Origin of the sequence: Komagataeibacter intermedius TF2 (assembly GCF_000964425.1) — a bacterium.
In the GTDB taxonomy this organism is placed as follows: Bacteria; Pseudomonadota; Alphaproteobacteria; order Acetobacterales; family Acetobacteraceae; genus Komagataeibacter; species Komagataeibacter intermedius.
On sequence record NZ_BANF01000031.1, the window covers coordinates 144,200 to 158,424 of the forward strand.

Consider the following 14,225-nt stretch of genomic DNA (forward strand, 5'->3'; position numbering starts at 1 on the left):
GTGCCGCCTTACAGGCTGCTGACGACACCGCCCAGCCTGTGTCCCTCCAGCGTGTCCGGCAGCGCAAATCCCAGGGTTATGAAGGGCAGTTGCACCGCATTGACGCCCGCGTTGTTTGCTGGCAGGCGTTCCGTCTGGGCAACCGGCACCAGCATGTGGCGGTCGGTTGTGATAAACAGGGCGTCGCCATCAACCAGCCGGTCATCTTCAAGTAACGTAAGCTGCTTTTTCTCGGGTGTAAGCACCATGATCCGTCCGTGTTCGGTATCGGCAAAATAGAAATTGCCCAGCGTATCAATGGCCGTACCCATGATTGTCGGTATGTCGATCACCGTTTCGATCCGACCGGCGCGCTGGTCGTCCGTCAGGCTGGAATCCAGCAGGATGTTGGTCGGAATCCGCCGCAGCGGGCCGGAGGGGGTGGAGAAATAGAACCATTTGCGGTCCGCCGTGATCTCCAGCATGTCCGAATGTACCAGCGGTCTCTTGCCCGTCCTGTCCTGCAATATGTGCCCGTCGCGCCCGCGCAGCGGCTTGGCGGCGGTTGCGCGCAGCAGGGGGTGTTCCGACAGGCGGCGCACGGTCTCGCCGCTGCGCATGTTATGGATGATGATCCCGCCCAGACCGGAATCGGTCACGAACATAAGATCGCCTGCAATGCGCAGGTCATTCATTGCCGAACCTGGTGGCAGGATGTCCTCGCCCCATCGCAGCACCTGCATGATCCTGCCGTCGCGCGGGTCCAGCTGAACCAGTTTCTGGCCACCCGGCACGGATGCGCCCTTTGTCGGATCAATGCCCTGATCGACAACCCACAGCGTGTCGTCACTGAATATATGCAGGCCATTGACCATCAGGAAGGCATTGCGCGGGTCATCGCCCGGTTTCCATGCGTTCCAGCTTCCACCCGGAAAGGGATGCAGCGCGCCATCGGACGCCACGCGAAAGACGCTGGGCGTATCGGCCATCAGGTCCCATCGCGGCGCGCCAAGGAAGAGCGTGCCGTCGCGTGTCGCGGCGACGGCATTGCACAGGTAATGCGGCGAGGACGCGATAACGGTGGCCTGAATGGCCGCTGCATGCCGGGATGCAGCCGCAGCGCGCGATATGCGGGAGTCCACTCCCGCCAGCGCGAGCGAGCCCGCCAGTCCCCACAGGGTGGCGCGGCGCGACAGGCCATGGCCGCAGGCATCGGTAATGTGTGTCATGAAGATGTTCTCTTGATTATTGTTTATTATTATGACGGTTGATCTGTACTTGCGCCGTCGCCCGGAATGGACGCTCCCTTATTCCGGCAGGGAAAGACGCCTGATCCTGCCGACCACGAACAGGTAGAGCAGGATCGCAACGCCGCAATGCGCCGCGACGAATACAAGCGCCCCGTCATAAGACTTCGTGATTGCGACGATGTATCCGATTACGATGGGCGTCACGATACCTGCAATATTGCCGATCCCGTTGAAAATGCCCGCCGCCAGACCCGGTGTTTCCCGGGGCGCAATATCGGATATGACGGCCCAGCCAATGGCGGCGACCCCCTTGCCAAAGAAGGCGAAGGACATGATCAGCACGATCACCCAGGCCGAGTGCACGAAGTTGCACAGGCAGATGGTGGAGGCGATCGCCATGCCAACGACATAGGGTGTCTTGCGCGCAATGTTTTCCGACCGTCCCGATCGCAGCAGCATGTCCGAAAGCGCCCCCCCGGCAATCGCCCCGGCCAGTCCGCACAGCGCGGGCACGCTGGCGGCCAGTCCGGTCTGCGTAAGGGAGAGACCGCGTGACTGATGCAGGTAAAGTGGAAACCAGGTCAGGAAGAAATACAGGATGGCGGTAATGCAGTACTGCCCGCCATACACGCCCACCAGCGTCCGGTCGGTCAGCATGAAGCGGACCTGCCGCCATGTCAGCGGTTTGCGCACGCGCATGGCGCGGTCGTCAATATCCACCAGCGCGCCACCTGCGCGGATGAAGGCCAGTTCGGCGGCATTGACCGACGGATGGGTGGCGGGTGGCCGCATGCGCATAAGCCATATCCCAGCCAGGACCACGCCTGCAATTCCCATCACGGCAAAGATGTATTCCCATCCGAATGCCTGGGTAATCCATCCCATAAGCGGCGCGAAGAACGCCACCGCCACGTACTGGGCCGAATTGAAGATGGATGTGGCAAGACCGCGTTCAGCCGTGGGAAACCAGCTTGATACGATACGGCTGTTGGCGGGAAAGGTGGGGGCTTCCACCAGCCCCAGCCCGGCCCACAGGATGAACAGAACGGGAAAGGCGATGGTATGCGGGACATGGCCCATGCCCGCAATGCACAGCGTACACACCGACCACGCAAACAGGCTGACGCCGTACACACGGATGGAGCCGAACCGGTCCAGCAGCCAGCCGCCGGGCACCTGGTTCATGACATAGGCCCAGCCGAAGGCGGAAAAGACGTAGCCCATCGCCACCGGGCTCAGCCCCAGATCGTGCGAAATGGACGATCCCGCAATCCCGAGTGTCGCGCGATCACCATAGTTGATCGCGGTGATGATGAACAGGAATGCAAGGACACTGTAGCGGACGGCGCTGCGTGGCATGGCGCGGGATGCCCCGGTGGCAATTGACGGATGCGTGGTGGCGGGGCCTGCGGTGCGCCCTCTTGTTATGGTCACCCTGTTTTCTCCCTCGATGGCGGGACCGGTGCGGCGGGCCGGGCGGTGCCGGCCGCCTTCTGGCCGCATCTGGTCCTGTGCGGAAGGGAACGCAGCGCGATGGCACAAGTCAAAATTAAACTTCGTATGGAGTGATGCAGTACAGGCATCGTTCACGCCATGACTGCGGCATGGCAGTGAACGGCGTCATGCCGGGCGCGCGCCAGGTCCATCCGCTGCGGTGATCTGGCCCGCCACAGCCATGACATTGCCAAGGACCGGGCTGGCGTCACTGGTGCGGTGGACCATGTACAGCTCCGCCATGATCGCATCGCCAAACGCCAGCGGGCGGCAGATGACATTTTCGATACCAAGCCGCGAGGCGGATTCGGGAATAAGGGCAATGCCGACCCCTGTCCTGACCATGGACAGGAGGGCATGGATCTGGGTCAGGTGATGGACTAGCCGGGGCTGGATGTTCGCGCTGACCAGCAGGCGGCGTACAAGGTCGTGAAAATACCCGCCACCCAGTATGGAATACATGATCAGGTCCTGCCCCTCCATATCCGCAGGCGTCAGGGCGGTGTGCGTTGCCAGCGGGTGGGTGTGGGGCAGGGCGGCCACCATGGGTTCGCTGCGGACCAGTCGGGCATGGGTGTCCCGCGCGTCAAACGGGGGCCGCACGAAAGCAAGGTCGATGCGGTGCGACGCAAGGGCGGCAAGCTGGTCGCGGGTGATCATTTCCTCCAGCGTCAGTTCAATATCGGGATAGGTCGCCCGCAGCGCATGGATCAGGCGCGGCAGGAAATCGTAGCTGCTGGCGGGCGTAAACCCGATCGCGACCTGTCCCAGCGCGCCGCGCCCTGCGCGGCGGGCCATCAGCATCGCATCTTCCGCATTGCGCAGCAGGCGTCGCGCCTCGGGCAGGAATATGGCGCCTGCGGCCGTCAGCCGTACGCTGCGGCTGTTGCGTTCCAGCAATTCAACGCCCAGCGCATGTTCCAGCAACTGGACCTGTCGGCTTAACGGGGGCTGGGTCATGTTCAGCCGTGCTGCCGCGCGACCGAAATGCAGTTCCTCCGCGACGGTGACAAAGCACCGGACCTGGGTAAGCTGAAGCATCAATATCAATCCTGTCTCAATCCATGCCGTATCTGGTCTGGACACCCCAGAACGCCCTTGCCCTTACTGCAACACGCAGCGCCCCTTCCATCAGGCTATCGTGACCGGGCAGGGCGCACAGGGAGAACAGAGGAATGTCAGAAGAAGCCGGAACACGGCCAGAAGGCGGAAATATGGAAGGGAAGGAAAAACGCACGCTGCGCAGTGAACGCTGGTTTGGTCCCGCGGACCTGCGCAGTTTCGGCCACCGTTCCCGTGCGATGCAGATGGGGTATGACCCGCAGGACTGGGAAGGAAAGCCTGTTATCGCCATCCTGAATACCTGGTCGGACATCAATCCCTGTCACATGCATTTTCGCCAGCGTGTCGAAGATGTGAAGCGCGGGGTGCTGGAAGCGGGGGGATTTCCGATGGAACTGCCTGCGATCTCGCTGTCCGAAAACTTCATGAAGCCAACCACCATGCTGTACCGCAACATGCTGGCGATGGAGGCGGAGGAACTTCTGCGTGCCTATCCCGCTGATGGCGCGGTCCTGATGGGCGGATGCGACAAGACCACGCCCGGCCTGCTGCTGGGGGCGACCAGCATGGATATTCCCGCGATCTATGTCCCCGCGGGCCCGATGCTGCGTGGGAACTGGCAGGGAAAGACCCTGGGTTCAGGATCGGATTCATGGAAATACTGGGATGAACTGCGCGCGGGCAAGATCACGCCGGAAGACTGGCGCGGGGTCGAGGCTGGAATTGCCCGCAGCGCTGGCACCTGCATGACCATGGGCACGGCAAGCACCATGACCGCCATTGCCGAGGCGATCGGCCTGTCTTTGCCGGGGGCCAGTTCCATTCCGGCGGTTGATTCCAACCATATCCGCATGGCCAAGAGTTCGGGGCGGCGGATTGTCGGTATGGTGTGGGAAGACCTGAAACCATCAAGAATCCAGACCCCTGCCGCCTTCCGCAATGCGATTGCCGTGGCGATGGCGATGGGGTGTTCGACCAATGCCATCATACACGTGATCGCCATGGCGCGCCGCGCGGGCGTGCCCGTCGGACTGGATGATTTTGACCGCGCCAGCCGCGAAATCCCGGTCATTGCCAATGTCCGGCCCACGGGCACGACCTACCTTATGGAAGATTTTTACTACGCCGGGGGCATTGCGGCGCTGATGAACCGGATTTCCGGTTTTCTGGATCTCGACTGCCTGACGGTGACGGGGCGCAGCGTGGGGGAAAACATCCGCGATGCAAAGGTGTGGAATGACGATGTCATAAGGCCCCTGGACAAGCCGATGTTCACGGGGGAGGCAGGGGGCGCGCTGACGGTGCTGCGGGGCAACCTTGCGCCCGATGGATGCGTGATGAAGCCCGCCTGCTGCGATCCGAAATTCCATAAGCATCGTGGACCGGCACTGGTGTTTGATGATTATCCCACCATGAAGAAGGCGCTGGATGACGTGACGCTGGATGTCAGCCCCGATCATGTGCTTGTGCTGCGCAATGCGGGCCCACTGGGCGGACCCGGCATGCCGGAATGGGGGATGCTGCCCATGCCCAGACGCCTGGTGCAGGAAGGCTACCGCGATATGCTGCGGCTGTCCGACGCCCGGATGAGCGGCACGAGCTACGGCGCCTGCGTGCTGCATATTGCGCCGGAAAGTTACGTGGGCGGCCCGCTGGCGTTGCTGAAGACGGGGGATATCGTCGCCGTGGATGTGGAGGCGCGCTCAATCCATATGGAAGTTTCCGATGAGGAACTGGCCCGCCGCCGCGCGGCATGGAAGCCGCCCGCACCGCGTTATGAACGGGGATATGGCTGGATGGCGGCCCACCATATGCGGCAGGCGAATGAAGGATGTGATTTCGATTTCCTGCAGACCGATTTCGGTGCGTCCGTGCCCGAACCGGTCATTTACTGACCCCCTGCTGCCTGATGTGAACGCGGCGGGGGCACTGCTTCGATATTGACCAGACAGGGGGAGCGGAAAGGAACAGGCAGGTGGCAGTCGGGGTGGGAAAACGCCCGTTCCATCATCACGCACATATCTGAAATACGGTTCGACACCGTGCAAAGAAGAAAAACAAAATGTTCATGAAGTCGAATGCGGTTCCATCGTCATATGTGACATTGCGCCCGCGCTACATACCTTACTGGCCATTATGGCTGGCACTGGCCGCCTGCGTGGCGGCCATGGTCTGGTCGTCCTTTATTGTTCCGGTCATACCGGACTTTGCCTGTCTTTCAACAATCGGGCTGGATGGCCTTGCGCTGGCCATGACCGTCATGGTCATGCCACGGCATTTCGTGATTGGTTTCCTTGCCTCGCTCCTGCCCTTCATGATCAGCTGGCGGGTGGCGGCCATTCATGGAGCGGTGCCGGGCATGGCCACCTCCACGGTCGCGTTCATGATTTACCTTCTGCTGTATGTGGATTGCATGGTCCATGACCGGGCGGCAGGCTGGAATGACCATTTGCAATGGCAGACGGCGACAATCCGAATATATTTCGGGTTCGACATGGTCGGGCATTTCGCGGAAAAGCTTTTTGCGGGTGTTCATTCCTTCCACCACATGGAACAGGTATTCGTCGGTTTCGGTTTCCCGCCGGATGGACAGGCCGTCATTGCTGGCGGATTGTGTGAACTGTCCATTGCGATCGGGGTGGGGATGGGCGTCCTGACCCGGTTTGCCGGGATTGGTGGCGCCCTTTATTACCTGATCGCCAATCATTATGGACGACATTTTGGTGACGGGTTCACCTGGAACAACGCCCCCGTGGGTGGCTGGGAATATCCGATGCTCATGATCGTGGCCTTCGCCAGCTTTGCAATTGCAGGGGCGGGGAAGTTCTCGATTGATGGCTGGCTGATCGCCCATGGCTGGATGCCGCGGTTCCTGCTGCCCCTGTGTGTTTCTGGCATGCGCACCCATGACCGGCGAAGTGCCTGACAAATACTTGTCATGTTTGGCAGGCGCTTATGTAACGCATGCGTTTTTCATGAAAAATGGTGAAAGGATATGTCACGTAAGCGCGAGTGTTTTAATTGTTATTTGTCTGTATGGCAAAGACTGTAATATAATGCTTCGTGCGATATGAGACCAATTCTATCGTATGATCTGAACTGAACGACGGCTTTATTTCCCTGGCATGTATCGACCTGCGGGACATAAGGCGTCGTCAGGGGTTCAATAATAACACCCGGAATAAGGTAACCCTTGAAATGAAGCAGATGCTTGGAGTTCTTGCATTGCTGGCGTCGTTCGCCACCCCGGCATTCGCACAGACGTCATCCACCGCGCCGCAGCTCAACATCACGACGGCGGCGGCAATGGACATGGCGCATTATGCGGTCGGGCTGGCGGAAAACCGACACCTCAAGCTGTGCATAGCGGTTGAGGATACGGATGGAAACCTGGTTGCGTTCATCCGCATGCAGGGCGCGTACGCGGGATGCGTGGAAGCCTCGATCGCCAAGGCGAAATCGGCGGCACGATTTGCCCGCAATACGATCGAATTCTTTGACGCCGTGCGCACGCAGAACCTGCCCATCGGTTTTGTTCCGGGTATCCTGCCATCAGCAGGGGGGGCGGTGTTCAAGCAGGGCGACACCGTAGTGGGCAGCATTGGCACCAGCGGCGACACCAACGAAAACGAACAGGCGCTGGTGATTGATACGGCCAAGCATTTTCATTGATGCAGATGGGCCGGATCGAGATTTCTTTGTAAATAAAAACAAGTATCCAGACACCCTTGTTTCAGGATATACCATGAAAATCAGACATATCGGGCCGCTGGCCATTCTGGCGTGCCTTCCGGCGTTCTTCAATGCACGTGCCGATGACGCCAAATTGCTGACACGACCGCAGTTGAGCAGCGCCGGTGCAAAAAGCCTGCTGAATGCGGCGGAAGCAGAGGCAAAGCAACGCGGCATGCAGGTCAGCATCGCGGTGGTGGATGCATCGGGCAGGTTGCTGGCCTTTACGCGCATGGATGATTCACAGACCGGCACCGACGAAACCGCCATAAAGAAGGCCCGAACGGCTGCGCTGTATCATTCACCGGGCAAGGTGCTGGCACAGCGGATCAGCCAGAACCAGGCGTTTCTGGCGACACTGCCGGGGATTACGGCCGTACCGGGATCCTGTCCGGTCATGGAGGGGAAATACCTGATCGGGGCGGTCGGGGTCAGCGGCGCGACGGATGATCTGGACAATGCCGTTGCAACGGATACGGCAACCGGCTTCCATTCCTGAAGACGCCAGTCCCTGACAGAAATGGACAGACCCGGTTGCATGCAGGACATGCGGTTGGGTCTGTCCATGTAAAAGCACACGAAAGAAGGAACATGGAGGTGCCGGACTGTCAGCATTATTGCGCTGACCGGGTATTATAATAAAATCTGAATAAAATAATGGTTCCCAGGGACGTATTTTTAAAAGCGGTTCTGAAAACAGGCCTTAGAACGTAAGGCCTGTTTTCATGCCAATGACCGTCACCATTTCCCTTTGGGTGTAACCACCCGGATTGACCCAGAACTGGATATTGGGTTCGATATAGACCCACGGGGTAATCTGAAGCGTATAGTCTGTTTCGATTGCGAATTCTGAATCGCGGCGTGGTCCTTTCCTGCCGGCCTGATACCAGTCCAGCGTGGCCAGCCGTGAATTGACATGATTGGTGCCAAAAGCCAGCGTCAGGGCATCATGCCTGCGCCACGGAAGTCCAAGATAACGCAGGCTGCCTGTTACCTGTGATGAAACGGGACTGGTTTCCTTATCGACCATGGTAAAGGTCACATAAGCGGTCAGCCCCTGCTGAACAACGGCGTCCTGTCCGGGTTTTTCGCTAAAGGTTCCCGTCAGTTGCTGCTGGAACCACAGGTAACCACCGTGGGAACTGCCCCGTTCAAGCATGGCCAGTCCGCCGGTGACAGCAGGCTGTCCGTTTGCCGCCAGTAAAATGTCAGGAGCATTGGCCGTATTGACCCACCCGCCAATGCGATAGACCCCGGGATAATGATGGGATCCCAGATGGATACGCAATCCGGTTTCAAAAGGCAGGAGAACACCAGTTGCCCCATGCACATAACCAAGGAAGAATTTATTATCCAGGTTACGCGCGTTCTGTTCATAAGCCCCCGCCAGGAAATACCAGCGCGGGTCGTTATACTTGACCAGACCGCCCCATGTGCTGACGGGCCAGTTGAGCCAGCGATTGCCATCCATGTTGCCGGTTGTTGCACCGCAGAAATAGTTTACCATTGTCAGGCAGGGCACATTATCAAAATCGGCGCCGGTTGGCAGGCGGCCGATCTTGAAGCTGACATGATCACCCAGCTTCTGGTTATACCATAGCTGGGTCAGTCGGGATGTCTGTCCGCGCCCCCATACTTCCTGCGGTTGCTGGAGGGTATACAGTCCCGCCCGTGTAATGAGGTTGCTGCCCCAGCGGGTGGTGAATGTAAAGTTGAAGGATGCGCCTTTCCATTTCAGCAGTTTTTCGGCATCGATATCCATGATGGCGGCAAGCTGGTTGGTCTGGGCCGCAGTGTGCCGGTCCCCGCCGGTCACGTTTCCGGCGGTTTCGTTCGTCCACGCGCCAGCCAGATCTATGCCCTTGTTACGAAGATAGAGGCGTGTGCCCCCCCAGTCGCCGGTCATTGTTGTGGATGGATGCTGGGCGCTGGCACGCAGTGCATAACTGGCATCATCGCCCAGACTGCCATTGGGCAGCCCGTTTGCAGGTGCTTCAGATGCGCAGATGACCATGTGCATGGAAAAACCGAAATATAATATTCCGATATTTCCACATCTACGTGTGAAATATTTCATTTTGAGGCCATCAGTATATTATTGTTTTTATATCTGTGGCATCTAAACGGTTATGTTTCGGGTTGGTTTTTTATTTCATGAATTAATTTATTGTGATTTAGATAACCAATCTGTTTGTATATATTTATTACTGAACGTATATTTTTGTTATTGTGGAAATTTTATGGTTTATAAGATTTGTGGAAACTTTCGTCCTCATGCATTGCCGTCAGACAGAGGCGTGCTTCAGGCTGCTATGTGCACATCCATATATTTATCTTAAATAAAAAAATAACTATATTATAATATTCATTTATAAAATGGAGATGACGCACTAAAGATATTGTATCAGGTAAGTGACAGACCCATTCCAGAATATCCATCGCCAACAATGATGCAGGCTCCTGTTCGTTGGCTGGCCTGGTATGAGGCCAGCATCATGATCCATGTTCGGAAATATGATGAATGACAGGTATGGAGTCAGCTGGAGGGTTTATTGCCGTACCAAATTGATGTGTCGGTATAACTTACGCCACTGTCTTGTTGTAAATTTTAAAAATTACTATCATAATTTTACATATATCTGTATTTTTTTTAATGTATTTTAAAATATAAATTTAATTATCGAGTGATTTTTTAAGTAAAATAAGTTTATATTTATGATGAAACAAGCAGCCCTGAAAATCGTTTGCTACGTCTGTTTATGAAGCATCCTGAAAATATTAAGGAAATGTCGTCTTCGAAAAAAGCCAACATCCAGAAATTTTACTACTTGTTTATTGATCGGGTATGCCCGGACATCATGATGGCGGATGACATGACAGGCAAGGGGAAATGGGTGGACGCCGGCCCATCCGGTTTCCCCGGAACGTGCGAAAGGGCCTGAAATCCTGGCAGTAAAACTGCCCCCACCATATGCATGATGGGGGCAGTGCGATCCGGTATTTCAGGCGAACGCTTCGTCCCACGTTCCCTGTGTTGCGCCCCGGCTATATTCCGTTGCACGGTTTTCGAAGAAGTTGGTGTGCTCCACCGCGTTCATCATCTCGTCAATCCACGGCAGGGGATTGCTGGGCACGTCATAGATCGGGTTCAGTTCCAGCCCGATCAGGCGGCGATTGGCAATGAAGCGGATATACTGCTTGACCTCATCCGCCGACAGGCCCTTCACCGGCCCCATGCGGAAGGCAAGGTCGATGAAGCGGTCTTCATTGGTCACGATCTCACGGCAGGCAAGGTGGATTGCATCGGCCACGGCGGGCTTGTCAATCTGGCGGCCGAATTCCTGCATGTAGGTCTTGAACAGGCGCGTGATGGATTCGACGTGCAGGCTTTCATCACGCACGGACCATGTCACGACCTGCCCCATGCCCTTCATCAGGTTATGGCGCGGAAAGTTGAGCAGCATGGCGAAGGACGCGAAAAGCTGCAGCCCTTCGGTAAAGCCCGCGAACACCGCCATGGACAGGGCGGTATTGTAGTGGTCGTCCATGTTGAAGCGTTTGAGGAATTCGTGCTTCGCGGCCATTTCCTCGTATTCAAGGAAGGCGGCGTATTCGGTTTCCGGCATGCCGATGGTGTCAAGCAGGTGGCTGTAGGCCGCCTGATGGATCGATTCCATATTGGTGAATGCCGAGAGCATCATCCGCACTTCGGTCGGCTTGAAGCGGGGCATGTACAGGTCGATATAGGCGTTCTCGACCTCGGTATCCTGCTGGGTGAACAGGCGGAAAATCTGGGTGACCAGATATTTTTCCGTATCGGACAGGTTGTTGTTCCAGTCCTTCACATCATCACCGAGGGGAATTTCCTCGGGCAGCCAGTGCAGGGACTGCTGGGTTTTCCACGCCTCGAACGCCCACGGGTAACGGAACGGCTTGTAGACCGGGCTGGGGGAAAGAAGGTTGGGTGTGTCTGTGCTCATGATTTCCTCCCTATAACCCAAAAAAATATCATGTGTCAGGGGAAGATTCTCATGCGGGGCGTGGCCTGCCCCGGTTATGGATGTCAAGGCCGCGGATTGCCGTTTCCACTGTATGGAAACCCGCCCGTTATCGGCTATTTTTTATCTTCAGGTGCGGCGCTGAAGACACATGGCCACGGACCATGGCCATGGTTCAGGAAAAAAATGGCATGACCTGCCATCGTCCGCGTTGGTCGCGTGTATCCGGGTTGACACGGATGGCCCATCCGATCAGAACCCTGCTGACGGTTCCCCTTCATACAAGGGGTGAAAAGGGAACGAAGTGCGGATTACGGTCCAATGCTTCGGCTGTCCCCGCAACTGTAAGCGGTATGTTTCCCGCATTGCCGGACATGTGCGCCGGGCCACTGGAAACCGCGGTTTTCCGGGAAGGTTGCGCGGGAGATGACGCCGCAAGCCAGGAGACCTGCCGTCATGATGGTTGCGACCGGGACCTGTCGGGCGGGGTGTCCTGACGGTGTGGCGCCACGGGTTTCCTTATGGATCGGAAGCCGGGTGGCGGCGCGCTCTCGTGGCAACGATGATATGACCGCGAGATCCAGACCTTATGACCATTTTCCGTGATTTTCTGATTGCCTCGACGGCATTCATGACTCTGGGCGCCACGATGGCGCATGCCGATGCGCCCATTGGGAAGGACATGCCAGAAAAATCGCCTGTGAAGCAGTACGTCGCTGGCAATGACGGGGCGAAAGCCTCTGCCATGCCGGGCAATGCGGGCCTGCCCGAACTGATCAGCGTCAGTGCCGCGCGCAGGCCGACAAAGGTGGATGACATCGGCACCAGCATGACCATCATCACCGAAAAGCAGATCCAGACCCAGCAGCGGCGCAGCCTGACGGACATCCTTGCGCGCCAGCCGGGCCTGAACGTGGTGCAGACGGGCGGGGCGGGTGGCACGTCGTCCATTTTCATGCGCGGCAATAATTCCCGCGAGGTCAAGGTCCGGCTGGATGGCATGGACATCAATGACGGCAGCAATGACACCAATGCCTTTGATGCCGGGCAGTTCCTGACCGATGGCATCGGCCGTATCGAAGTCCTGCGTGGCCCGCAGAGCGGCCTGTACGGCGCGGACGCCATGGCGGGTGTCATCGACATCACCACGGCACAGGGGCAGGGACGGTTCAGGCCATTCGTCCGGATTGAAGGCGGGGGGTATGGAACCTTCAACCAGAGCTTCGGCGCGCGTGGCAGCAGGAAGCGGTTCCATTATAATGTTGAATTTTCCCATTACCGCATGGATGGGTTCAACAACATTCCGTCTTACATCGAACGGTATTACGGCGCAGACCGCCAGCAGCGGCACGAAGGCAACCGTAATGACAACCGCAGCGCCAATATCAGGCTGGGTTACGACGTGACCCATAATCTCGACCTGGGCCTGACGGCACGCCTGATACAGGGCAATAACCATTCCTATTCGCTGTATGACCTGCAGGCTGAAAATGCGTATGGGGATTCAGGGGTACGGGAACAGACCACCCAGAACGAGGCCATCGTGCGCGGGACGGCGCATCTGGTTTCCTTCCACGGTTTTTTTGATCAGGTGCTGGGCCTTGGTTACATGACCAACCGCAACCGCTGGACCGAGACCGGCACAAGCTATGGCAGCCCGGTCAATCCCGATCCCTATTACTACCGCTCCGGCCGGTTGAAGGTGGACTGGCATGGCACGTTCAATTTCAGGCAGTACGGGCAGCTTCTGGTCGGAGCCGAGCATTTTCATGATACGTTTGACACCAGCCATACGGCATCCAGCACGTGGGACAGCGGATACGACACATCCGCCAGCATGGATACGACCGCAGGCTATGGACAGTATCAGGGCAACTGGAAGCACATCCTGTATGGCGCGGCCAACATCCGTTACGACGCCAATTCGCGCTATGGCAACCACGTGACCTGGCGCGTGGCGCCCGCGATTCATGTTCCCGGAACCGGCACCATCATCAAGGCCAGCGCCGGATCGGGTTTCCACGGTCCCGCCCTGTACCAGCTGTTTGTCAATCAGGTGGGGGCCGGTTATTCGGAAAGGGGCAACCCGGACCTGAAGGCGGAACAGCTGATTGGTTACGACGCGGGTGTGGAGCAGAAACTTCTGCACGATCACCTGAATTTTGGCGCCACATGGTATGATAACAGGGTGCGGAACCTGATCCAGTCCGCCGACTGGTATGATTCGTCGGGCAACTTCAACGGCACCTTTGACAATGTTGCGAAGGCGCGGATGTACGGGGTAGAGGCTTTCGTGAACTGGAAAGCGCTGGACAGTCTGGAATTCAACCTCAGCTACACATGGACCCATGCGCGTGATGAAACCAGCCACACCGAACTGCAGCAGCGTCCCCAGCACAAGTTCAATTTCAATACGACATGGACCCCCATGCGTGACCTGACATTTTCGGGCAATATCCTGTATACCAGCAGCTGGCGTGACCTGTCGGTGCTTGGGTCCGGCAATTGCAGTGAGTCCAGCATCTGTGCCAGGGGGCACGGCTATTTCACCATTGATGTCGCCGCCAATTATAAAATCAACCGTTATGTGTCCGTCTACGCGCGGGCGGACAACCTGCTGAACCGCCAGTTCGAGGAACCGGTCGGCTATCTCCAGCCCGGTCGGGCGGGATATGGTGGCTTCATGCTGACGTACTGACATGAAGGGGGT

At 57.5% G+C, this 14,225-nt stretch carries 10 protein-coding genes and 1 riboswitch; of the genes, 5 read left to right on the forward strand and 5 right to left on the reverse strand.

Going from position 1 to position 14,225, the window contains the following annotated elements:
- Positions 1 to 8 precede the first annotated feature (8 nt).
- From B7449_RS05990 to B7449_RS06000, 3 genes are all read right to left on the reverse strand, one after another.
- The gene (locus B7449_RS05990; protein ID WP_039735803.1) at positions 9 to 1,208 is read right to left on the reverse strand and encodes an SMP-30/gluconolactonase/LRE family protein; all 1,200 of its coding nucleotides are present in this window, start codon (positions 1,206 to 1,208) and stop codon (positions 9 to 11) included.
- A gap of 78 nt (positions 1,209 to 1,286) precedes the next feature.
- A complete protein-coding gene (locus tag B7449_RS05995) occupies positions 1,287 to 2,732 on the reverse strand; it encodes an MFS transporter (protein ID WP_276325850.1) in 1,446 nt (481 codons plus the stop codon).
- A gap of 117 nt (positions 2,733 to 2,849) precedes the next feature.
- Positions 2,850 to 3,764 (reverse strand): LysR family transcriptional regulator, encoded by a 915-nt coding sequence (locus tag B7449_RS06000; RefSeq protein ID WP_039735804.1) that lies wholly within the window; start codon positions 3,762 to 3,764, stop codon positions 2,850 to 2,852.
- Between the two features lie 173 nt (positions 3,765 to 3,937).
- Between B7449_RS06000 and araD the strand changes: the two genes are divergently transcribed.
- From araD to B7449_RS06020, 4 genes are all read left to right on the forward strand, one after another.
- Positions 3,938 to 5,680, forward strand: coding sequence for an L-arabinonate dehydratase (gene araD / locus B7449_RS06005; protein WP_199858377.1), 1,743 nt, complete (start codon positions 3,938 to 3,940; stop codon positions 5,678 to 5,680).
- Between the two features lie 173 nt (positions 5,681 to 5,853).
- Positions 5,854 to 6,711, forward strand: a complete 858-nt coding sequence (locus B7449_RS06010; RefSeq protein ID WP_235721174.1) for a DoxX family protein — start codon at positions 5,854 to 5,856, stop codon at positions 6,709 to 6,711.
- A 272-nt stretch (positions 6,712 to 6,983) separates the two neighbouring features.
- Positions 6,984 to 7,457, forward strand: coding sequence for a GlcG/HbpS family heme-binding protein (locus B7449_RS06015; protein ID WP_039735807.1), 474 nt, complete (start codon positions 6,984 to 6,986; stop codon positions 7,455 to 7,457).
- Between the two features lie 73 nt (positions 7,458 to 7,530).
- On the forward strand, positions 7,531 to 8,016 hold the full coding sequence (locus tag B7449_RS06020; RefSeq protein WP_039735808.1) for a GlcG/HbpS family heme-binding protein: 486 nt from the start codon (positions 7,531 to 7,533) through the stop codon (positions 8,014 to 8,016).
- A gap of 204 nt (positions 8,017 to 8,220) precedes the next feature.
- Here B7449_RS06020 and B7449_RS06025 read toward each other — a convergent pair whose 3' ends face one another.
- Complete coding sequence (locus B7449_RS06025) at positions 8,221 to 9,537, reverse strand: carbohydrate porin (protein ID WP_039735809.1); 1,317 nt, start codon at positions 9,535 to 9,537, stop codon at positions 8,221 to 8,223.
- Between the two features lie 982 nt (positions 9,538 to 10,519).
- Positions 10,520 to 11,497, reverse strand: coding sequence for a ribonucleotide-diphosphate reductase subunit beta (locus B7449_RS06035; protein ID WP_039735813.1), 978 nt, complete (start codon positions 11,495 to 11,497; stop codon positions 10,520 to 10,522).
- A gap of 268 nt (positions 11,498 to 11,765) precedes the next feature.
- A riboswitch (cobalamin riboswitch) is annotated at positions 11,766 to 11,985 on the forward strand.
- Positions 11,986 to 12,104: 119 nt separating this feature from the next.
- Between B7449_RS06035 and B7449_RS06040 the strand changes: the two genes are divergently transcribed.
- Complete coding sequence (locus B7449_RS06040) at positions 12,105 to 14,213, forward strand: TonB-dependent receptor plug domain-containing protein (RefSeq protein WP_039735816.1); 2,109 nt, start codon at positions 12,105 to 12,107, stop codon at positions 14,211 to 14,213.
- Positions 14,214 to 14,225 lie beyond the last annotated feature (12 nt).